Source organism: Asticcacaulis sp. (genome assembly GCF_051954415.1).
GTDB lineage: Bacteria > Pseudomonadota > Alphaproteobacteria > Caulobacterales > Caulobacteraceae > Asticcacaulis.
In genome coordinates this window covers 13,491-35,377 of sequence record NZ_JBQCHT010000035.1, presented here as the reverse complement: position 1 = coordinate 35,377, position 21,887 = coordinate 13,491, and the positions used below count along the sequence as shown (strand labels likewise).

General features: G+C 59.4%; 21 protein-coding genes. 7 read left to right on the top strand and 14 right to left on the bottom strand.

Annotation, left to right across the window (positions count from 1 at the left end):
* Positions 1–9 precede the first annotated feature (9 nt).
* Together ACTHND_RS12980 and ACTHND_RS12975 are read left to right on the top strand one after the other, a co-directional pair.
* Complete coding sequence (locus ACTHND_RS12980; protein ID WP_440178372.1) at positions 10–261, top strand: hypothetical protein; 252 nt, start codon at positions 10–12, stop codon at positions 259–261.
* Entirely contained in the window at positions 218–2,158 is a 1,941-nt protein-coding gene (locus ACTHND_RS12975; protein ID WP_440178371.1) for a putative bifunctional diguanylate cyclase/phosphodiesterase, read from the top strand. Before ACTHND_RS12980 ends, ACTHND_RS12975 begins: the two co-directional genes overlap by 44 nt.
* 45 nt (positions 2,159–2,203) lie before the next feature.
* On the opposite strand, the gene ACTHND_RS12970 is transcribed toward ACTHND_RS12975, so the two are convergent.
* Positions 2,204–3,739, bottom strand: coding sequence for a UbiD family decarboxylase (locus ACTHND_RS12970; RefSeq protein WP_440178370.1), 1,536 nt, complete (start codon positions 3,737–3,739; stop codon positions 2,204–2,206).
* A gap of 149 nt (positions 3,740–3,888) precedes the next feature.
* Between ACTHND_RS12970 and ACTHND_RS12965 the strand changes: the two genes are divergently transcribed.
* Positions 3,889–4,758: an NAD-dependent epimerase/dehydratase family protein gene (locus ACTHND_RS12965; protein ID WP_440178369.1), complete on the top strand. Its 870-nt coding sequence runs from the start codon at positions 3,889–3,891 to the stop codon at positions 4,756–4,758.
* On the opposite strand, the gene ACTHND_RS12960 is transcribed toward ACTHND_RS12965, so the two are convergent.
* The 9 genes from ACTHND_RS12960 to ACTHND_RS12920 all read right to left on the bottom strand — a co-directional run bounded on the left by ACTHND_RS12960 (position 4,759) and on the right by ACTHND_RS12920 (position 11,719).
* Positions 4,759–5,961 (bottom strand): tetratricopeptide repeat protein, encoded by a 1,203-nt coding sequence (locus tag ACTHND_RS12960; protein WP_440178368.1) that lies wholly within the window; start codon positions 5,959–5,961, stop codon positions 4,759–4,761.
* 19 nt (positions 5,962–5,980) lie between these two features.
* Positions 5,981–6,337, bottom strand: a complete 357-nt coding sequence (locus ACTHND_RS12955) for a VOC family protein (RefSeq protein WP_440178367.1) — start codon at positions 6,335–6,337, stop codon at positions 5,981–5,983.
* A 2-nt stretch (positions 6,338–6,339) separates the two neighbouring features.
* Entirely contained in the window at positions 6,340–6,987 is a 648-nt protein-coding gene (locus ACTHND_RS12950; RefSeq protein ID WP_440178366.1) for a class I SAM-dependent methyltransferase, read from the bottom strand.
* The gene (locus tag ACTHND_RS12945; RefSeq protein WP_440178365.1) at positions 6,984–7,802 is read right to left on the bottom strand and encodes a PdaC/SigV domain-containing protein; all 819 of its coding nucleotides are present in this window, start codon (positions 7,800–7,802) and stop codon (positions 6,984–6,986) included. Before ACTHND_RS12945 ends, ACTHND_RS12950 begins: the two co-directional genes overlap by 4 nt.
* A 7-nt stretch (positions 7,803–7,809) precedes the next feature.
* Entirely contained in the window at positions 7,810–8,820 is a 1,011-nt protein-coding gene (ubiA, locus tag ACTHND_RS12940) for a 4-hydroxybenzoate octaprenyltransferase (protein ID WP_440178364.1), read from the bottom strand.
* A gap of 62 nt (positions 8,821–8,882) precedes the next feature.
* Positions 8,883–9,398, bottom strand: a complete 516-nt coding sequence (locus ACTHND_RS12935; RefSeq protein ID WP_440178363.1) for a HEPN domain-containing protein — start codon at positions 9,396–9,398, stop codon at positions 8,883–8,885.
* Between the two features lie 131 nt (positions 9,399–9,529).
* Entirely contained in the window at positions 9,530–10,135 is a 606-nt protein-coding gene (locus tag ACTHND_RS12930; RefSeq protein WP_440178362.1) for a hypothetical protein, read from the bottom strand.
* A 153-nt stretch (positions 10,136–10,288) separates the two neighbouring features.
* The gene (locus ACTHND_RS12925) at positions 10,289–11,059 is read right to left on the bottom strand and encodes a polyphosphate kinase 2 (RefSeq protein WP_440178361.1); all 771 of its coding nucleotides are present in this window, start codon (positions 11,057–11,059) and stop codon (positions 10,289–10,291) included.
* 66 nt (positions 11,060–11,125) lie between these two features.
* Complete coding sequence (locus tag ACTHND_RS12920) at positions 11,126–11,719, bottom strand: PAS domain-containing protein (RefSeq protein WP_440178360.1); 594 nt, start codon at positions 11,717–11,719, stop codon at positions 11,126–11,128.
* Between the two features lie 168 nt (positions 11,720–11,887).
* Between ACTHND_RS12920 and ACTHND_RS12915 the strand changes: the two genes are divergently transcribed.
* From ACTHND_RS12915 to ACTHND_RS12905, 3 genes are all read left to right on the top strand, one after another.
* The gene (locus tag ACTHND_RS12915; protein WP_440178359.1) at positions 11,888–12,697 is read left to right on the top strand and encodes a hypothetical protein; all 810 of its coding nucleotides are present in this window, start codon (positions 11,888–11,890) and stop codon (positions 12,695–12,697) included.
* Positions 12,698–12,812: 115 nt separating this feature from the next.
* A complete protein-coding gene (locus tag ACTHND_RS12910; RefSeq protein WP_440178358.1) occupies positions 12,813–13,058 on the top strand; it encodes a type II toxin-antitoxin system Phd/YefM family antitoxin in 246 nt (81 codons plus the stop codon).
* Complete coding sequence (locus tag ACTHND_RS12905; RefSeq protein WP_440178357.1) at positions 13,055–13,441, top strand: type II toxin-antitoxin system VapC family toxin; 387 nt, start codon at positions 13,055–13,057, stop codon at positions 13,439–13,441. The genes ACTHND_RS12910 and ACTHND_RS12905 overlap by 4 nt, the downstream gene beginning before the upstream one ends.
* Here the strand turns inward: ACTHND_RS12905 and ACTHND_RS12900 are convergent.
* From ACTHND_RS12900 to ACTHND_RS12885, 4 genes are all read right to left on the bottom strand, one after another.
* Complete coding sequence (locus ACTHND_RS12900) at positions 13,438–16,326, bottom strand: M16 family metallopeptidase (protein ID WP_440178356.1); 2,889 nt, start codon at positions 16,324–16,326, stop codon at positions 13,438–13,440. The two genes, ACTHND_RS12905 and ACTHND_RS12900, sit on opposite strands and share 4 nt — an antisense overlap.
* Before the next feature lie 70 nt (positions 16,327–16,396).
* The gene (locus tag ACTHND_RS12895; RefSeq protein WP_440178355.1) at positions 16,397–18,013 is read right to left on the bottom strand and encodes a phospholipid carrier-dependent glycosyltransferase; all 1,617 of its coding nucleotides are present in this window, start codon (positions 18,011–18,013) and stop codon (positions 16,397–16,399) included.
* A 327-nt stretch (positions 18,014–18,340) separates the two neighbouring features.
* A complete protein-coding gene (locus tag ACTHND_RS12890; protein WP_440178354.1) occupies positions 18,341–19,108 on the bottom strand; it encodes an ABC transporter permease in 768 nt (255 codons plus the stop codon).
* A complete protein-coding gene (locus ACTHND_RS12885) occupies positions 19,105–20,031 on the bottom strand; it encodes an ATP-binding cassette domain-containing protein (RefSeq protein WP_440178353.1) in 927 nt (308 codons plus the stop codon). The genes ACTHND_RS12890 and ACTHND_RS12885 overlap by 4 nt, the downstream gene beginning before the upstream one ends.
* A 75-nt stretch (positions 20,032–20,106) precedes the next feature.
* Between ACTHND_RS12885 and ACTHND_RS12880 the strand changes: the two genes are divergently transcribed.
* On the top strand, positions 20,107–21,861 hold the full coding sequence (locus ACTHND_RS12880; protein ID WP_440178352.1) for an amidohydrolase: 1,755 nt from the start codon (positions 20,107–20,109) through the stop codon (positions 21,859–21,861).
* The last annotated feature ends 26 nt before the right edge of the window (positions 21,862–21,887 follow it).

Sequence of the window (21,887 nt, the reverse complement as noted above, 5' to 3'; positions counted from 1 at the left end):
GGCGAGGATGTGAAAGCAAGTCTCGTTTGTGACAATTTAAACCGCATGTTTGGAAAATCTGGTGCCCGTACACACCAGACAAAAATCCACTTTCCGCGACAAAAGACGGCCTGTGCAGCATTAAATTACCGCAGATTAGCGCTTTTTTTAGGTGTGGCCCTTATGAATGTTGCGGTCAGGCCGCGCCTGATGCGTTTAAAACAGGGTTGGGCCGGTAATGTTGCGTTGGATGAAGTCGATCTTTGCCACCTTGCTGAATAACCGGTCGACACAGGCCAGCGCGGAAGACAGCCTGAGCGAGGTCGAGGAAGTATCGGCCATGAAGCCGATCGTATCGAGCTTCTGCCTCGTCAATGGCGGCTACTATATCCTGGTCACGCTCAATCGTTTCTGGACCGAAAGCGGCCAGGGACTGGTCCTGATGGCCAGCCTGTCGGCCCTCACTATGCTGGCCGGCTTCTATTTCTATTTCTTCTGGCTGAAAAGCGCCCGGCGCGTCTACCAGTTGAATATCGCCAGCCTGACGATCAATTTCCTGCTGTATCTCAATCCGGTCGTTTTCCAGAGCCTGCATTTCGACAGCGACCGTCTGGTCTATTTCGTTTTTCTGGCCCTGGTTTTCGCCACCACAGGGGTGAGCCTGCGGGTGGTTATCCCTAGTGTATCGCTGTGCATTTTCACAGTCGCCTGGTTGAAGCACCAGCACCACGCCCCGATGAATGCCGATAATGTCGGGCTGGTTGCGCTCATCCTGCCCCTGACGGCCTTCCTGACCTATATCGTCCGCCAAACCCTTTTGCGCGCCGTGAAAGCGCGGGTGATCGCGGAAAAACTGCGCGTGGAAGCCCAATCCATGGCCGACAGCGATGTGCTGACCGGCCTGCCCAACCGACGCAGTTTTTTCCAGGTCATGGAAGCGGCGCTGGCCGGCGTCGGCATCGGACAGAAGCCGTTTCACCTGGCCCTGATCGACCTGGATGGCTTCAAGCCTATCAATGATATCTACGGCCACAGCGTTGGCGATGCCCTGCTGATCGAGGTCGGCAACCGGCTGCGCCAGGTCTGCGGTGAGCTGGCCTTCGCGGCGCGGATGGGGGGCGATGAATTTGCCATTATCCTCTACGGCGATACGGCGCCCGCCGAACTGGACGGTTTCGGGACGCAACTCTGCGATGCCCTGCGCGATACCTACTTCCTCGGCAGCGTGACCGCCCATATTTCGGGCAGCGTCGGTTTCGTGCGCTGCGCCTCGGGCCAGTTCACGCCATCACAACTGCTGGAGCGCGCCGATTACGCCCTCTATTTCGCCAAGCAGAACCTGCGCGGGGCGCCGGTGGTCTTCACCGATAAGCATGAAGCCGAGATGCGTGATTTCAGCCAGGTCGACCAGGCCCTGCGCACCAGCGATCTCGACGCCGAACTGTCGATCATGTTCCAGCCGCAGGTCGATGTCATCGAAAGCCGTACCATCAGTTTCGAGGCCTTGGCGCGCTGGAACAGCCGCAAGCTTGGCAGCGTGCGCCCGGATATCTTCATCAAGGCGGCGGAGCGCTCCGGCCTGATCACGCAGATCACCCTGATTCTGCTGGAAAAGGCCCTAAAGCAGGTGCGTGACTGGCCGGCGGAAACCCGCGTGTCGTTCAACCTGTCGGCGCGCGACCTGCGCTCAGGCATTTCGATCACCAATATCTGCAAGGCCGTGCGCGACTCAGGGATAGATCCGCGCCGGATCGAGTTCGAGATCACCGAAACCGCCATGCTGACCGATTTCGAGCAGGCGTGCGAGGCGCTGGCCCGTCTGAAGGCCATGGGCTGCCGCATCGCCATCGACGACTTCGGCTCCGGTTATTCCAGCTTCAGCTATATCCACCGCCTGCCGGTCGATAAAATCAAGATTGATCGCAGCTTTGTCGTGCAATTGCTCCAGCACAGTTCGGCGTTGAAAATCATCAAGACCATCATCGACCTGTGCCGAAACCTGAACCTCGATTGCGTCATCGAAGGCGTCGAAACCCAGAGCGAAATGAACAAACTGGCCCAGATACGCGCGCGCTATATCCAGGGCTACCTCTTCTCCAGGCCCATGCTGGCCGAAGAGGTGCTGCCCTATCTGCATAATGAGGCGGCGCGCGGGCAAACCGCCCTCAAGGCCGTCTGATCATTTCCAGATGGATTTTCCCGCTTTTTTTCTAACCGGAAAATCTCATCTGTTCCAGATGGATTTTCCTTGGCTTGGCAGGCCCATCTCTGCCCACTTTTCCGAGACGCGATCAATGATGGATTGCTCCATATAGAGCTTCTCGCCCCATTCGCGGTGGGTTTCCGGCGCCCACTTGTTGGTGGCGTCGAGGCCGATCTTGCTCCCTAAGCCCGATTCTGGCGAAGCGAAGTCGAGATAATCGATCGGGGTGTTTTCCACGAGCGTGATGTCGCGCGCCGGGTCCATGCGGGTGGAGAGCGCCCACATGACGTCCTTCCAGTCGCGGGCATTGATGTCGTCATCCACCACAATGATCCACTTGGTGTACATGAACTGGCGCAAGTAAGACCACGCACCCATCATCACCCGTTTGGCATGACCGGGATAGGCCTTCTTCATGCTGATGACGGCGATGCGGTAGGAGCAGCCTTCCGGCGGCAGCCAGAAATCGACGATCTCCGGAAACTGTTGCTGGATCAACGGGATAAAGACCTCGTTTAACGCCTCGCCGAGCACTGAAGGCTCATCGGGCGGGCGGCCGGTAAAGGTCGAGAGGTAGATCGGCTTTTTGCGCATGGTGATGGCGCTGATCTTGAAGATCGGGAACTTCTCGATGCTGTTGTAATATCCGGTGTGGTCGCCATAGGGGCCTTCATCGGCATAGTCATCGAGCAGGACGTGGCCCTCCAGCACGATTTCGGCATGGGCCGGCACCATGAGAGGGACCGTCTTGGCCGGCACCAGTTCGGCCTTCTGGCCGCGCAGCAGGCCGGCGAACTGGTATTCAGACAGCGTATCCGGCACCGGCGTGACGGCGGCCAGGATCAGGCCCGGATCAGCGCCGAGTACAGCCGCGGCGGGCAATGGCTCTCTCTTGCCTTCTGCCTTCCAGCGCCGGTGATGCTGCGCGCCGCCGCGATGGGCCAGCCAGCGCATGATGGTCCGGTCCTTGCCCAGAACCTGCATCCGGTAGATGCCGAGATTGTAATCGTCCTCGCGCGTATCCGAAGGGCCCTTGGTGACGATCAGCGGCCAGGTGATCAGCGGTGCCGGCTCGCCCGGCCAGCAGCCCTGGATCGGCAGTTTTGTTAAATCGATGTCTTCACCCGTGAGCACAACCTCCTGAACCGGCGCGGTTTTCACCGTCTTCGGGCGCATGGAAAGTACGGTCTGCATCAGGGGCAGCATCCCCACGGCGTCCTTCAGGCCGCGCGGTGGTTCGGGCTGGCGCAGGAATGCCAGCAGTTCGCCGACCTCACGCAGTTCCGGCGCGGTGGTACGTTCTTTTCCCTCAAGCGTGACGCCCATGGCGACGCGCTTCACTGTGCCGAACAGATTGACCAGAACCGGCATGGGGGAGGGCGTGCCGTCTTCCAGGGTGACGTTCTCGAACAGGACCGCTGGGCCTTTTTCAGCCAGCAGCCGGGTCTGGATCTCGGTCATTTCGAGATGGGTCGAAACCGGTGTTTTCACGCGCACCAGTTCGCCGGCGGCTTCCAGCTTATCGATAAATTCACGCAGGGACTTATAGGCGGCCATTTTGTTCCTCTGGTACTCAGGCTCGGAGACGGCTCCCCCGCATAAGCCGGAACGCGGGCGCTGGCAATGGGCGCCGGTGTCGCATTCGCCGCAAGCTTGAAAATCGGCATCAACTCGGCCAAGGTGTCTGGATTCGCTGGGAGACAGGTGTGATAACGGACAAAAAAGGCTTGCTGGTTATCGGTGCGCGTTCGCTGATCGGGCGGCGGATGCCGGAGGCGATCAGGGCGGCCGGCTGGCCGGAAGAGTCCGTGCTCTACAGTTCGCGCCAGCCTGTGGCGAAACAGGGCGTTATCCTCGATACCGCGCGGCCTTATGACTTCCAGCCGGACCGCACCTTTGTGGCGGTTATTGTCTGCGCGCCCATCTGGCTGATCACGGATGTCCTGCTGGAACGACTGGTCGGGCTCGGCATGAAGCGCATAATCGCCTTTTCCTCGACCAGCCGGCTGACCAAGGGCGCATCAGGAGAGGCGGCGGAGCGCGAGGTGGTGGCCAAACTGGCGGCCGGCGAGGCGACCCTGACCGCCTTCTGCGAGGCGCGCGGCGTGGCCTTCACCATTCTGCGGCCGACCCTGATCTATGATGAGGGTCTGGATGAGAATGTCACGCGTATCGCCGATCTGATCCGCAAGCTCGGCTTCTTCCCGGTCTGCGGCCTGGCCAAAGGGGTGCGCCAGCCGGTTCATGCCCGTGACCTGGCTACGGCGGCCATGCAGGCCCTGACGGCGAAGCCCAGTTTCAACAAGGTATATAATCTCAGCGGTGGCGAAGACCTGACCTATGCCGCCATGGTGCGGCGCATTTTCGAGGCGCTCGGCCGCGCGCCGGTGATCATCGCCCTGCCGGAACTGCTGTGGCGGATCGGTTTTTTTATGGCAAATCTGGTGCGTCCCAAACGGCTGAAGCGCAATGTCCAGATGGTGCTGCGCATGAACACCGACCTGTGGTTCGATCACAGCGCCGCCACGACGGATTTCGGTTACCGGCCCGGACCTTTTAAACCGGAATTTGAATAGTCAGTCCGGTTTCCAGCGCATGGAGAGGCGCAGGGACTTGCCGTCATATTGCTTCGCCCAGTCGGTCTTGTTGCCGGACGTGCCGAGGCGATCCATGATCCGCATCAGCGAGGCGCCGAAACCGTAGTCCTTCGGCTCTTCCTCCGTCAGCACGCAGTCATCCAGATCACCCGAGGCCGTAAAGCGGCATTCCGCCGAGGCCCGACCGCCGACCTTGTCGTTCTGCGCATTGACCGGATAGGCCGAGACGCTCAACTGGTCGTAATAACCGTGAATATCCATGGTCTGGAAGCGCGGATCATTGGTTTCGGTGGCGAAGAACATGATGTCGCGCGGGATCTTGTCGAGATCGAGCGCCGGGGCTTCCGGCGCATCGGGATGGGCCTTCAGCCAGTCCTTCGCGGCGGTATCCGTGTCATCGCGCGCCAGGATACGGTAAAGTCGGGCGGCGCGACCGATATCGACCGGTGTGCCCGCACCGGTCTCATACTGATGGGCCAGCAGGCGCACGGCCTGGCGATCGCCGCGTTTGGCCGCCTTCTTGAACAGGTTGACGGCTTCGGTCTGGTCCTGCGGCGCCAGGTCGCCGATCATGTAGATCTGGCCGAGTTCGGTCAGCGCGCCAGCATGGCCCTGATCGGCGGCCTTTTTCAGACTGGCCAGGGCCAGGGCATTGTCGGGCGTGATGCCACGGCCCTCAAGATAGGCCATGCCCACGGCGTATTGCGCGTTGGCATCGCCCTTTTCCGCCGCCGTCTGGCAATAGGGCAGGGCTTTTAGCCAGTCCGGCGTGATCGTGTCGCTTTGGGTGTAGGCTTCGCAAACAAAGGCGCGAGCCTCTTCACGGCCCTGGTCAGCGGCCTGTACATACCAGTGAAGTGCTTGGGCGGAATCCGGCTTGACGCCGTGGCCCAGGCGGTAGGCGACTGCCAGGTCATATTGCGCTGTGGCATTGCCGGCCTCGGCCGATCTGGTGATCCACGAAAGCGCTGTTTTGGCGTCGGTTTTTTGATCGAGCAGGCCATCGAAATAGACCTGGGCCAGGTCGTATTGCGCCTGGGCATCGCCGCTTTCGGCCTTGTCGGTCAGGGCCTTGAGCTGTTCCTGCGGCGTCGGCGGTTTCGGCGGGACAAGCGCCGCCGTGGCGGGCTGCGCTATCGCCGCTGCAAGCACTATCAGGGAAAGCCAGCCGAGCCTACGCACGTTACCTCTTCTTGGACCTCTACTTGGACCTCTGCTTATCCGACCATACCGCCAGTTCATTACCCGATGGGTCGGTAAAATGAAACCGCCGTCCGCCGGGGAAGTCAAAGATCGATTTTACGATCACTGCCCCTTGCGCCTTGACGGCGGCAAGCGATGCCTCAAGATCCTCACTATATAGGATCACCAGGGGCTTTGCGGAAGCCTCGGCCGGATCGGCCTGGAAGCCGCCATCAAGCCCGGCATCGGCGAGCGCTGCATAGGTCGGGCCGTAATCGATGAAATTCCAGCCGAATGCCTTGCTGTAGAAGTCTTTCACCGCGCCTAAGTCGCCGACGGGAAACTCGATATAGTTGATCTTATGATGTTCAGGCATGTTCAGGTTTCCAGTTTCCAGACGCTGGCCGGCTTGACCGCCGCTTCCTCGATATCGGCATTGGTCAGGATATCGTAATCCGCCAACCGGGTCAGACCCGTTTTCGGGAAATAGGTTCGGTGGGGATCGCCGATATAGACCTCTATCTTGTGGGGCGCGGCGCGGCGAAAATATGTCAGCATGGCGTCCGTCATCGGTTTTTCGTAGCAGATATCACCGGCCAGGATGACATCGACATCAGGTGCTGGCCCAGCCAGAAGGTCCGTGCCGGTGAAAGCCAGTTCCAAACCGTTCAGGCTGGCATTCAGCCTTACAGCGGCTTCGGTGTAGGGATCGATATCATTGCAGAGCACATATTCCGCACCGGCCAGCCTGGCCGCGATGCCGACTAGGCCCGAACCGCAGGCGATATCGAGCACGCGGCGGCCTCGCACGATTTCCGGATGTTCCAGAACATAACGCGCCAGGGCCTGCCCGCCGGACCAGGCAAAGGCCCAGAAGGGCGGGGCCAGACGCTGGGCGACCATCTCCTGCTCGGTCATCAGCCACAAAGGGGTGACCTCATCGGCCTGATACAGCCGGATCGACGGCAGGGAGGGCACGGGCAGGGGGCGGGTATGGGCCCGGATAAACGCTTCAGGATCGCTCACTCGGCATCCGGATCGCTCAGGGCCTGGTCCTTGACCGGATCGCCGCCGAACTGATCGGCAAATTCCGGCGCCAGCACATCGCCCAGCATGGTCTGGGGTATGCGGATTTCATAGGGCCCCTCGGCATAGGGGCCGACATCATAGGGCGCATAAAGCGCATCGATGGCCCCTGCCTTGCCGCCGGCCGTGGCCGGGATCAGCACCAGCCGGCTTTCGGCGAACTTCGGGCAGGCAAAACCGGAGCCGGATTGCGATACGGGCTCACCGGCGCGTTTCGAGCGTTCGGCCTCGACCTGATGGCAGAGATAGGCGTCGATGGCCTTGAAATCGGCGCCCGGCCTGAACAGGCGTTTGGTGTCGATCGCCGTCTTGGCGGTCTTGTCCCACAACAGGGTCTGGATGGTGTGGTTGGGATGGGCGCCGCCCTGGTAATCGTCTTCCTCGGAAAAGACCGAGACGAGCCGCGGCGTCTGGGCGGCGATCTTCCAGACGATGCTGTGATAATAAGGCGGCTCCTCGATGCCGTCGGCGCTGTTCTGGGCGCGGTCCTTGTGGGCCTGGTCCATAAAGGCGGTAAGGTTGGTCTGCGCTTCGTTAAACAGCCGGGTGTGCAATTCGGGATAGAGCTTGATCGCTTCGGGCAGGGTGAGATTGACCTCCGCATCGGCATTGGTATTGGCCAGGCTCAGGGGTACGGGCGCCGCCGGCACGGCGGTCGCGGTCGCCTGATCGTCTTTCGGTTTTTTCTGGCAGGCGGAAAAGGCAAGCAGGGCGCCCAGGGCCAGGCCGGTAAAGAGTTGGCGGGACTGTGTCATGCTGCCTCTATGCATTAAGGAACCCGGTGAAATGCACCGCCAGCAAACTGAAGAACCATATGAGCCCGGTCGTGCGGTTGGACTTGAACAGCCTGAGCGCCAGGGCTGGCTCCCAGCGCTCACCGGACGAATCCGGCCGCAAACGGACGATCTGCATGAAAAGATGCGTGGTTACGAGCAAAAGTCCAACAAAAAAAAGCTGTGGCAGGCCGGCCAGGAACGCAGCCACGCCGGTCAACACCGAGGCGGCGCCATAAAACAGGCTGACTCCGGTGACGGTATGTTTGCCCAGGGCGCGGGCGCTTGACTTGACGCCGATCATGGCGTCGTCCTCGATATCCTGCAGGGCATAGATGGTGTCGTAGCCGAGTGTCCAGAAGATCAGGCCGGCATAGAAGAGGAGCGCCGGCAGGGTCAGCGTGCCGGTGACGGTGGCGAAGCCCATCAGGAAACCCCAGTTGAAGGTCAGGCCCAGCCACGCCTGCGGCCACCAGGTGATGCGCTTCATGAAGGGATAGGCCGCCACCAGCAGCAGGGAGCCGGCACCCAGAGCAATGGTCAGCCAGCCCAACTGGATCAGGATCAGGAAGCTGATCAGCGAACAGCCGGCGGCGAAGGCCAGGGCCTGTTTCGGGCTGATCTGGCCGGAAGGGATGGGCCGGCCGCGTGTGCGTTCGACCTTGGCATCGAAATCCCGATCGACGAAATCATTGAAGGCACAGCCTGCCGCGCGCATCAGCACCGAGCCGATGGCGAAGAGCAGTAGTTTGACCCATGGAAAATGGTAACGCAGAACCTCCTGCGGCGGCAAAAGGCGGGCCGTGCCGTCCAGATTACTGGCAAAGAACGGGTGGGCGATGGCGAAGGCCAGTCCCATGGCACCGGGCAGGAACAGCAGCCAGATGCCAATCGGCCGATCGAGTCGTGCCAGTTTCAGCCAGGGTTGCAGCGGGCGCGGCGCGTAGCGGTCAACCCAGTTGAGCCTGGCGGCATCGGGCAGGGGAGCGGAAGTTGTCATACGCCGTTGATGAACCGCTCACCCGGAATTGTCGAGTGGAAGTTTTTTGTATGCTTCGAAACCTAAATTTCTGTGGTAATGAACCGCCATTCCGCCGCCCAATCAGGAATTGTCCAGAGCGGATTTTCCAATGGCGCGCGAAGCGGCTTGCCATGTAATGCAGAAGCACCACACTTCCAGTCCACAAGGGCATCCAACTGATCGATAATATAAAACGTCTGTTTGATGTTTAATGCCTTGTAACTACCTTCGTCAGGCATATACCTGAACTCCATTTTTTCATGATGATCCAGCTTAGCCACTAGATCGCTGGCAATATCAGGCAGCTGATGTTGAAGAGCTTTCGTATGTAGTTTTTCAAGGCTGTGACCCCATGCTTCAACACCTTGCGCGATTAGCCAAGCTTTCAGGTATAGTTCAACGGCGAAACCTAAAAGCATGGAGTAACTTAAAAAAATGGAACTATCGATCTCCTTTACACCCCGGCGATGTTCGCTGGTCGCCAAAATAAAGGCGGACTGCATATAGCCTTTTGCTGTTGAATAGGCCTTAACGGCATCTAGAGTTTTTTGCGTCATTCGAAGATCCTTTTGCTAAAACTCATACACGAAGTACAATAAAAAAGAAATCAACCACTTATTATTATCTTGCGATCATATTCTTTAACAGAGCTGTGATTTACTGCCCAATTCTTATGGGGCTTCCTTAACTAAGCCCTGCGTTTCAGCAGTTGCGAACGATCCTTGCGCACCTGGGCGGCCGGAATGACGCGGGCGAAGGGGCGCAGGCCGAAGAGGCTCTCTTCCATCCCGGTTTCCAGGATGTCGCCGCGCTTGGGCGCTTTCAGGAACAGGTCTTCCATCGGTGTGATGACGTAGAGCCCTTCCGGCGCATAGACCAGCACCAGGCCCTCGTTTTTCGGCATGACCTCGGACCAGATTTTCAACTGATCATAATAGTGCGGGCGGCGCCAGTCGTGCGGTCGGTCGGGGTCGACATCGACCGCGAGTGTGGTGCCATTGGGTTCCAGGCGCAGGACGAAGCCAGCGTGATCGGGCCGCCACACGCCGTTCATATCGTCGTGCTTCAGCCACAGGCACTTGAATTCCTGGCAGATTTGCGGATGCAGTCCCCAGACGCCGCAACCGCCTTCGGGCCGGACATTGACGCAGGTGTGGCCGGATTTCTTTTCCAGGTCAGGGATATCGTAAACCTTGCAGCACAGGTTGCAGGTGCCGCATTCCTTCAGGTTGGCTCGCTTTGCAGGCGCAGGCGGTGCCTTCTGGCTGTTTACGTCATGTGCGCTTCGCGTCACGGGGGGTATCATAGGCCCTGAACCTTTTGTCCAGACTGGCAGCCCTTTTGCGGCCAGCAACGCCGCAAGCCTCCCAAAACAGAGTCAATAAACGGTTACTTTAACCTTTTATTTTTCAGGAATATGTGCACCGATTCGGTGTTCCTGACCTGTTCACGGCTCCAGCGTCTTGCGGCCTTCGATGACCTCGTCATAGGAGAAGACAATATCCGGATCGGGGGCGGAGACATCGCGGCCGGCATGGGGGCAGTCGAGCACCTTCAGCACATGGCGCAGGATGTTTTCGCGCGCCTTGACCTTGCTGTCGGTGGCGACGCACATCCATGGCCCGTGTTCATGATGCGAACGGCGCAGCATGTCGTCACGCGCCGCCGAATAATCGGCCCAGCGATCCTGTGCCACCTGGTCGAGGTCGCTGACCTTCAGCTTCTTGCGCGGATCGGCCCGGCGGGCATCGAGCCTTTCTTTCTGTTCCTTCATCGAGATATCGAGCCACAGCTTGATCAGGGTGATGCCGCTGCGCACGATCATGCTTTCGAAATCGGGCACGTCCCTAATGAAGGTTTCCTGCTGTTCGGGTGTGGAAAAGCCCATCACCTTCTCGACGCCGGCGCGGTTATACCACGAGCGGTTATAGACCACCCATTCGCCGGTGGAGGGCAGGCGGTTGACATAGCGCTGAAACCACCAGGCGCCGCGGTCGAAATCGGTCGGCTTGGGCAGGGCAATGACATGGGTGTTGCGCACGGAGAGGCATTCGGTCAGGCGCTTTATGGCGCCATCCTTGCCGGCGGCGTCGCGGCCTTCCAGAAGGATGCACACCTTCTGGCCATTGGCCATGGTCCAGATCTGGGTATCGACCAATGCCACCTGCAAGGCTTCGAGGCGCTTCTGGGCGGCTTTCTTGTCGTCTTTTTTCGACACGGGATCCTCCATAAATTCCCGGCCAGCTTGCCGGAATTTTGTAAGGAAACAAGTGTGTTCCAAAATTTAGGCGATCAGCCGTCCGTCCCTGGCGATCAGGCGCAGGTGGGCGGACTGCGGGCCTTGCTCTGGTGGGCACAGGCGGACGGAGTCCAGCGCGTAGCGGCCGAGCACGCCGTTCGGATTCTGCGGCATGGCGCTGAGGGTCTGGTAAATGCCGACCAGGCGATCGACCTTGCCATAGGCGTTCAGCATGGGGCACAGGCAGATTTCAAAACGCACCGTTTCATTTTGAAACAGGGCGGCTTCTTCCGGCGACATTTCGGGATGTGAGGTCTGCCAGGGCGCGGACAGGCTGAGGATCACCGGCTGCGCCTGGCGACGGGCGAGCATCAGGGCGGTGGTCACCCGGCCGATAAAGGGCGCCTGGAAAAGCGCGGTAAAGGACGTGTCCTTGAGTTCGCAACCATGCAAGGCGCGCAGGAAGCCGCCCGCCAGGCGAAAGCGGTGGCTGTGATCAGTGGTTGAGACCATCATCATCTGCGGGATCAGGGTCTTGAGACATGCGGGATCGAACTGTTCCCGCAGCGGGGCCTTGCCCGGATCGGTCTGAAGGCTGCGCCAATAGCTCAGGAATGAAACTGTACTGGAATGGGGCACGTCGATCTCCTTTACACAGGGGAAAGGCAAGATCGCTGCCGGAAATGTGGTGTTTGTGTACTTTTTTGACGCCGGGCTTAATCAAAAGGCAAGTTTGGCGCGGTATGGTTCTTGCTGATGAGTGGCCAGAATAGCCATGAGGGCGAAAAAGCCATGAGGAAAGTTTTGATGCGCAAAGCCTTGAAGAACCTGTTCACCCTTCTGGTGGGCGCCGGAATGCTGGCCTTCGCCGGCGCCGCCGCGGCCTGCACGACCGGATGCGCACCGCCGGCGCCGCCCACCGTGCCGCACAATCCGCGTCCGCCGCATACCCCCTGCACGAGCTGCGGCGGTGGCGGCAATGTCAATGTGAACGTCAATGTCAAGGTCGGCGCCGGTGCGAGCGCCGGCGCCAGTGCCGGGGCCACCACCTATTATGGCGGCGGTTACAGCAACTGGTCGCAGACGCCTGGCTATCCGCAGGCCGCCGGCACCCTGAATGTGGTCAGCGGAAACTGCTGCGGCGCCATGGAAAGCTACAGCGAGCAGCAGACCTTCACCAAGCAGACCATCATCCAGGCGAGCTGCATCGATGATACCGGCGTACCTCACCCGGCCTCTCAGGTCTTTTCGGGCCGCGATATCGCCGGTTCCTATCGCGGCGAGGTCTATCGCTGCATCGCCGGCACGCATATGCAGTGGACCTACTCGGACTATGACGGTTCGCACATCAATTTTGACGGCGGCAAGAACGCCACCTGCGCCAAGAACGAGGCCCTGTGGTTCGAAAACGGCACCCTGACCTGCAAGACGCAGATTCCGCAGCGTCAATGCAACGAACGTTCGCTGCTGCGCCGCTTTGGCGTCGGCATCAAGATCCTGACCCTGACCCGCACCGAAACCATCACCAAGCAGCGTCAGATGGCCTGCAATAGCTGCAATGCCACCAGCACAGCCGTGATGAGCTTCGATGGCGGCGTCGGCGGTTTCGTTCAGTAAACTAAAAAAGTGCGCACATAACTGAAAACCCCGCCGGTCCATCCGGCGGGGTTTTTGTTTGCCGTCGCGGCAGTTTTAAACTAAACTAACCGAACTTAGTTTAGTGAGGTCTGTCATGAAGGCGGTCAATATCCACGAAGCCAAAACGCATTTGTCGCGCCTGGTCGAAGAAGCGGCAAAGGGCGAGCCATTTATCATCGCCAAGGCCGGCCGGGCCATGGTCAAGGTCGTGCCGATCAATGAGCCGGTGGTGAAAACGCCGCAGCGGTTTGATTTCCTGCCGGCTGATTTCACCGTGCCCGACAATTTCGATCGTCTTTATGAAGATGAGATCGCCGAAATGTTTTACGGTAAAGAATGAAGCTCCTCATCGATACGCACCTGCTCATTTGGGCATCCAGCACTTCCTTCCGGCTTTCGGCAGAGGCTAAGTCTTTGATGGGTGATCTGGAAAATGAGCTGTTTTTTAGTTCAGCCAGTCTCTGGGAGGTCGCTATTAAACAATCTCAGGGGCGCAGTGATTTCCCAGCCGATGCAAGACAATTACGGCGCAGTCTTTCGGATAATGCTTACACTGAACTGTCAATTTCCGGCGACCATGCCGTGGCTGTCGCCGATCTGCCGTGGCTTCACAAGGATCCGTTCGATCGCTTGCTGGTGGCGCAGGCGACGGTCGAAGGCATTCTTCTGCTGACCTCCGACCGTCAGGTGGCCGATTATCCCGGTCCGATCCGGCTGGTTTAGGGTTTAGCGGCTTCCGCTGTTGCCGGCTTGATCTGGATGCGCATGGCCTTGCTCATATCAAGATAGTCATTGGCCAGTTTCTGGATATCGGCCACGGTCACGGCCTTGTACTGGTCGCGGCGGGTGCGGATATAGTCGAGCTTGCGCGGGTCTGTCGTCGAACCGGGCAGGGCGCCGGCCCAGAAGGTATTGGTCTTCAGGTCGGTATCCATGCGGTCGAGCAGCGGTTTTTGCGCGCGCAGCAGTTCGTCATCGCTGATCGGATGGGCCTTAAGATCAGCCACAATGCCCGCCACCGCGTCATAATAGGCCTGGTCGTCCTCCGGTTTCACCTGGGCGACGGCGCTGAGATAGCCGAAGCCGGGGAATGTCTGGGAATAGTAGTTGCTGGCATAGGGGCTGTAGCTCAGGCCCTTCTGCTCGCGCACGATATCGGTCAGGCGCAGCGAGAGCACCTCGGCCAGGACGGTCAGACCGCGGGCGCGCCGGGTGTCGGACATGAAATCCGTGCCCGGCCAGGCGATATAGCTCAGATCCTGGTCTGCGCGGCCCTGATGCTCGAACACCCGGTTGAGATTCTGGGTGGGGAAATGCAGAGACAGGCCGTCGGCGGGCAGGGCCGGTGTGTCGGCGCGTTTGCCGAGCGTGGCGAAGGTTTTACTGATCTCAGCCTCCGCTTCCGCTTCGGAAATATCGCCGACAATGGTGATTTCAATCGGCTCAGTTTTGAGTTGCTTGTCGATCAGCGCCTTCACCTGGTCATTGGTGGTGGCGAGGAAATCGGCCTCGGACGGCATGGTGAAGCGCGGGTCGTTGTTCCGCAAGGCAGCCGCCCCGCTCATCTGGAAGACGCCGCCGGGCGTGGCGTTGAGCTGGTTGTAATAGTCGGGGATGAAGGATTTCAGGCGGGCAAAGGCATCGGGGCTGTAGGCCGCATCCGTGGTGAAGGCCATCAGCACCTGCATCTGGGTGGCGAAGTCGGTCGGATTGGTACCGCCCGAAAGGGTGGTGGCGTCTTCGCCAATGCTCAGGCCCACGCTGTAGATCTTGCCGGTCAGGCTGTCCTTGATTTCGGACGCCGAAAGTTTGCCGAGACCGCCTTCCTGCAGATCGGACACCGAGGCGGCGAAAACCGGCGGCTTCGCGGCCGGCGACAGGGCACTCAAGCCGCCGGCGAAGCGGACCGTAATGCCGATTTCATCGTCCTTGAAATCGGTGGTCTTGATGGTGGCGCGCACGCCATTGGCCCAGGTCAGTTGGGTCAGGCCGAGATCCTTGATCTCCTCGCGCTTTACCAGTTTGGCCGGCGTGCCGAAATCGGTATAGGGCCAGGGCTTGTTGAAGCGGGCTTCGGAAGCCGCGACCTTGGCGGACTGAACCGTATTATAGGTGTCGAGGAAGGCTTTCTGGTCGAAATCACCGAGCGTCGCGCCTTCATGCCACAGCAGGGGGCCGTCGCCGGCAAACAGGGGCTTGATGCCGGCATTGAGGGCATTGAGCGTGATCGAAGGCTTCAGTTTCTGGAAATAGTCCCAGTCCTGTTGTGGAGAGGTAAACACCTCGCCATCGGCCATGGAATCGACCAGGGATTCGGCCAGTTGCCGGCTGTTACGCGTATTGGCGCCCTGCAGGGCCTGCTTGAAATAGGTTTCGGTATCGCTGAGCGTGCGGTCAAGCTCGGCCTGATCGGCGCCATATTCGATGAACTGGCGCACGGTGGTATAGGCGGCGACGAAGGCATCCTTCTCGCGGCCTGGCTTGGGCGTGATCGACAGTTGCGTGACGGTCGCCGTATGATCGACGTCATCATGGGCGATCGAGGCGGCGGCGAAGGGGGTATCCGGCAGCTTGGCCAGGCGCTCCAGGCGCTCGTTCAGAATCTGGGTGCGCAGGCCATCCAGGAAGTCGGCGGTTTCCTTGGCTTCAGTCTGGTAGACCTCGGTAATCGGTTGCGACCAGGTCAGGGTCAGTTCGGTGCGCAGGCCCTTTTCGGCATAGGCTTCGGAGGTGACGCCCTTTGGCTTGTAGGCGCCGAAATCGGTGACGCGGATCGGGGCTGCGGGCTTCTGCCAGTCGGAGAATTTCGCCTTTATGCGCGCCTCCATGGCATCGGGGTCGAAATCGCCGACCACGACCAAGGTGGCCTGTTCCGGGCGGTAGAAGCTGTTGTAATAATCGACGAAGCGGTCGCGCTTGGCGTTTTTGATGATATCGGTCAGGCCAATAGGCAGACGCACAGGGTATTTCTGGCCGCCGAAGGCCGCGGTGGACCATTTCATATAGGCGTGACGGCCGGGACTGTCGCTGGCGCGTTCCTCGCCCAGAATGACGCCGCGCTCACGGTCGATGGCGCCGTCATCCAGCGACAGATTACCGGCGGTTTCGCGCATGAGGAACAGGCCGGTATCGAGGTCGTCATCGGCCACCTTGGGCAGGTCAAGTTCATAGACGGTCTCGCTGAAACCGGTATGGGCATTGGTGTCGGCGCCGAAGGACAGGCCGTGGCGCTCCAGTATCTTGACCATGTCACCCTCGGCCACATTCTTCGAGCCGTTGAAGGCCATATGCTCCAGGAAGTGGGCCAGGCCCTGCTGGCTGTCGTCCTCCATCAGCGACCCGCCATTGAAGCGCAGGCGCATCGAGGCGGTGCCCGGCGGGGTAGCGTTCTTTAAGATGATATAGGTCATGCCGTTGGGCAGTTTGCCGAAGCGTACCGCCGGATCGGCCTTGATGTCGGAATGGTTCTGGGGGAAGTCGAGGCCCGTACTGATATCGATCGGCTGCGCGGCGACCGGTACTTCGGCATAACTGCTGACCGGCGTCAGGGCCGTGGTGGTCAGGGCCGCAATTGCAAAGGCGGTCAGCAGGGACTTTTTCATCAGCATTCGGGTATCTCCGGTTATCCTTAAGGACACTGCCGCAGGATTGTGTCCGAAGAAAGCGAAATCCGGCGGATTAATTTTTGTTAAGGTCGGCGGATGGCTTTACCGGCAGGGGCGCCGGCTTTTTCTTCGCCGGCTGGCAGACCACAAGGGTGACCGGAATATTGCGCAGATTGCATTCCGCCTTGGTCATGGACTGGTGATAGGTGAGCGGCGCATAGAACAGGTAACTGACCGCGATCAGGATACTTAGCCCGCACAGGATACCGAAGCGGTGCTTCGCCACCAGCGGCATCTGCCTGGCCACGATCCTGAAGCACAGGGCCGCCAGCAGGTAGGTCAGGGCCAGGCCGATGAAGTAATGATAGATGTACATCACCCGGTGGATGCCGAGATAGATGTGAAACACCCAGAAAAACATGAACATGGCGAACAGGGCTTCCAGGCGGTCGAAGTCCATGGCGCGGGCCTCGGCGTCCGGAGTATCCTTACGGTCAAAGCGGCGGCGCGAGATCAGCACGGCCGCACCGATTATGCCGACTAACCCTAAGCCCCAGTTGACCGGATTGCCGACCATGTGGGTATAGGCGGTCTTCTTGCCGTCGAAATCCCACCGGTAGGTGATGGCCTTGGCCATGAAGGGCCACAGCACCGGTTGCGACCCATTGGGTTCGGTCTTCACCTCGCCGGTGAAGTCATACTTCATATACTTGTAATAGCCAACCGTGGCGTCCCAGACCACCGCGGGCGACAGGCCACGCTTGTGGGCGAGATAGTCCCTGTAGACCTGCCCCATGGCGCCGTTGTCGCGGGCGCCGGCCTTGGTTGAGGTGTCGGGGGCATTGGGGTTGAAGACCACATGCAGGGTGAAAAACAGCGCGACGACCGCCAGGAAGGCACCGGCGATCGAGGAACCGCGCCAGAATTGCCGCAGCCAGTTGGGGCGCGAATGGTCCATCCACAGGGCGCGACCGAGGCTGAGCGCCCCCAGAAGCAGCATGACCAGCGAATTGACCTTGACCATGAAGCTGAGACCGCACAGCAGGCCGAAGGCGGCATAGGTCAGGAGCGGCCGCTTCGGTTCGCGTCCGAAGGTATGTAGCCAGACCAGGATTGAGCCCAGGGTAAAGGTGAACTGGTAGGAATCGAGGTGAGCGGCGCGGAAATGGACGATATAGGCGTTCTCGAAAACGAACAGCAGTGAGAAAACGAACGCCTCGAAAGCTTCGCCATTGAGGCGCAGGATGATCAGATAAAACAGCAGGGCGCTGATGACCGCGAACAGGGCCGACGGCATACGGATCGGCGTGAAATCATAGCCTTTCGGCACGACGCGCGAATCGATCTTTTTCACATCGCCGAGGAAATGGGTGTCGATATTTTTGTTGATGCCCAACAGCTTGCCGGCCTTGACCCCGGCATCCATGAACATGAAGCCGAGCGGCGGATGCGAGGCATATTGCGCCTTGCCTTCCTCATATCTCTGGGTTGTCGTCAGGTAATAGGATTCGTCCCAAAAGGCATGGTTGGGGTTATTCAGGTCGCGCACGAAATTGAAACAGGCCAGCACGATCACCAGGACGCCGAGCATCCACCGCAGGGTCTGGTCATCGGCGTTCCACATACGGTCGGCGAAATCCTTCGCTTTTTGAATGAAGGAAGGGGCGGGCATGTTCGGGTCGGAGGTCATTAAGGCTCGCACATGTCGGGTCTGGCACTGAAGGATGAGTCTTATGCCCTATTCGGTCCGGTCTGCCTACAGGTTTGACGATGGAGCCGGGCTTTGATGTGCAAAGCTATTGCGGCGATTATGGGGCTAAATGGCGCAAAAATAATCCGCACCAATAGGTTGCAAATTAACGCAATTTAAACGCTTTAATTGTAACTTGAGGTTGCGTCACGATTTTCCCCTGAAATCGCCCGGCGCCCCACGTGCGCACTGTTTCTCCCTCTTCCGGGCGCGCACATAAACTCCGCGCCGGGCCTGCTGGTCCCAGGTCCGGCCGGATCTTTTCGCTTAAGTTCTCAGGCGGTAGCCGGTCTTGAAAATCCAGGCGATCAACGCCACGCAGGCGGTCATGAACACCAGGGTCATGCCGAAACTGACCAGCACATTGACATCGGCCTTGTCGTAAAAGGTCCAGCGGAAGCCGTTTACCAGATAGACTATCGGGTTGAACAGGGTGATGCCTTGCCAGAAGTCCGGCAGCATCTTGATCGAATAGAAGGTGCCGCCGAGGAAGGTCAGCGGGGTGATGATCAGCAGGGGCACGACTTGTAATTTCTCGAAGCCATCGGCCCAGACGCCCAGGATAAATCCGAACAGCGAAAAGGTGAGGGCGATCATGACCAGGAATATGGCCGCCCAGACCGGATGCACGATTTCATAGGGTACGAACAGACGCGCCGTGATCAGGATGATGGTGCCGAGAATCACAGACTTGGTGGCGGCGGCCCCGACATAACCCAAAAGCGCCTCGACCACCGAGACCGGCGCCGACAGCAACTCGTAAATGGTGCCGGTAAAGCGCGGCAGGTAGATGCCGAACGAAGCATTGGATGTGCTTTCGGTCAGGATCGACAGCAGGGTCAGGCCAGGCACGATAAAGGCGCCGTACGAGACGCCATCGACCAGGGTCATCTTGCTGCCGATGGCCGAGCCAAAGACGATGAAATAGAGCGAGGTCGAGATCACCGGCGCGGCGATGCTCTGGAACAGGGTGCGCCAGGTGCGGTGCAGTTCGAAAAAGTAGATGGCGCGGACGGCATGGAAATTGAGGCTCATGCTTTTTTCTCCACCAGGTCGACAAAGATATCTTCGAGCGAGGACCGTTTGGTGCTGACTGATTTGAAATCGATCCGCTTATCCATCAAAGCCTTAAGCACGTCCGCGACGCCAGCATCTTCTGCATCGCCTTCACCGGTGAGCGTAAAGGTGAGGGTCTCGCCATCTGTGGAGAGGTCGAGTGCTTGCGGGATATCAGGCGGGGCGTCGAGCTTTGTCTTCAGGCCAATGGTGACGCGGGTCTGGCCCAGCTTCTTCATCAGGGCGTGCTTTTCCTCGACCAGCATGATCTCGCCCTTATTGATGACGCCGATGCGGTCGGCCATCTCCTCGGCTTCCTCGATGTAATGGGTGGTCAGGATGATGGTCACGCCCTGTTCACGCAGGCGGCCGATCATCTTCCACATGTCGCGGCGCAGTTCGACATCGACGCCGGCGGTCGGTTCATCGAGGAACAGAATCTTCGGCTCGTGCGACAGGGCCTTGGCGATCAGTACCCGGCGCTTCATGCCACCGGACAGGGTGGCGATTTTGTTGTCCTTCTTGTCCCACAGGGAGAGGTCTTTCAGCACCTTCTCGATATGGGCCGGATTGGGCGCCATGCCGAAGAGGCCGCGCGAGAAACTGACTGTGGCCCACACGGTCTCGAACATGTCGGTCGCCAGTTCCTGCGGCACCAGACCGATCTTGGCGCGGGCGGCGCGGTAATCCTTCGTGATGTCATGACCGTCGGCGATGACCGTGCCGCTGGTCAGCCTGACCAGCCCGCATACCACACCTATCAGCGTGGTCTTGCCGGCGCCATTGGGGCCGAGGAGGGCGAAGATTTCACCGCGCCGGATATCGAGATCGATGGATTTCAGCGCCTTGTGGCCGCTCTTGTAGGTCTTGTCGAGTTGCCGGATCGAAATGACCGAATCCATCTGTTTTCCTTTGCGGGGTAATGAGTGACCTATATAGTCCGTTATGCGCCAAAAAACGACAGGGGATATTCGCCGATGAAGAGAGTTTTGCTGTGCGGACTGGCGTTTGTGGCTTTCGGTGTCGAAGCTCGACCCATTCCCAAAGCTGATACGGTTTTCCGAAACGGCTATGTGTACACGGTCGACGCCAAGGACAGTACCGCGGAAGCCGTGGCCGTGGCACGAGGTCAAATCATCTACGTTGGTGATGACAGTCATGTTCAGGCTTATATTGGCAAAAAGACGCAGATCATCGACCTCAAGGGTCGGATGGTCATGCCGGGCCTGATCGACGGCCATATGCACCCGCAATCGGGCGGCCTGCGGATGCTGAGCTGTAATCTCAACTATGAAAGCCTGACGATTGCGGAATTCCAGGCGCGTATTCAAAAGTGTGCCGATGACGACAAGACAGCCGGACCGGATGACTGGTTATTGGTGATCAACTGGTTTGAGCAGGGCGCTAAGCCGCAGGGCACGGTCCTGACCCGGGCCGCGCTGGATAGCGTGAAAACCACCCGGCCGATCAAGGTCCATTCGTCCTTCGGTCATTCCAACCTGACCAATACGCGCGGATTGCAACTGGCAGGCATCATCCGCGATACGCCCGAGCCAAAGGATGGCGTCATTGTGCGCGATGCCGCGGGCGAGCCGACCGGGCTTTTGCAGGACGCGGCGCAGGATTTGCTGGATAAGGTGGTGCCGCCCCCTTCAGTTGAAAAGAATTACCAGGCGACGCAACTGGCGCTGAAAGCCATGCGCGAGCAGGGGATCACCACCTTTCTCGACGCCTATACCGATATCGAGACCATGACCGCCTACCGCAGGGTCTCCAAAGAGGGGGGACTGACCGCGCGGGCGCATTTCGCCGTGCTGATTGATTCTCCGGCTGACTACGATGCCGATAAGGCCATCGCCGAGGTGCTGAAGGAAAAGGCGGAATTTGAGCAAAAGCCTAATGGTGCCGCCCCGATCATGACCGTCGATACCGCCAAGTTGTTCCTCGATGGCGTCTATTCGGCGCCGGCTTTTTCAGCCGTGATGGTTGAGCCGTATTTCGAGAATGGCCGTCCGGGGCATAATACCGGACCGAAGCCGTATTTTTCGCAGGATCAGCTCAATGAAACCCTGATCAAGCTGGCGGCGGTGGGGCTCAATCCGCACATGCATGCCGATGGCGACGGCTCGGTGCGTATGGGCCTGAACGCGGTCGAGGCCATGCGGAAAGTCCATCCGGCCGATGATATCCGTCCGGCCATCGCCCATGACGAGATCGTCGATCCGGCGGATTACAAACGCTATGCCGAGGTGAACGCCTTGCCGGTGCTGTCCTTCCAGTGGGAGCGGCCCTCCATTGACATCATGCAGTCGATGCCGGCGCTGGGGCCGATCCGGTCGGCCCTGATGGAACCGGCGGGCCTGCTGGAGATTTATGGCGCACGCATTGTCTATGGCTCTGACTGGCCGGTGGATGCGCTCGATGAATGGCTGGCCCTGCAAGTGGCGGTCACGCGCAAGGCCATCGGCGAGGACGCTGTGACATATCCCGACCGGCTGGGCATCGATCCTGGCCTGACAGTGGCGCAAGGCCTGCGGGCGATCACGCTCAATGCCGCCTACAGCCTGCGACAGGACAAGGACACGGGCTCTCTGGAAAAAGGCAAGTTCGCCGATTTGATTGTGCTCGACCGCAACCTGTTCCAGATCAAGCCGGAAGAGATCGGTGATACGAAAGTGTTGCTGACCATGGTGGGCGGCAAGATTGTGTATGAGGCGGAGGACTTGAAGTAAGAAAAAGGCCGGCGAGGGGGATATTC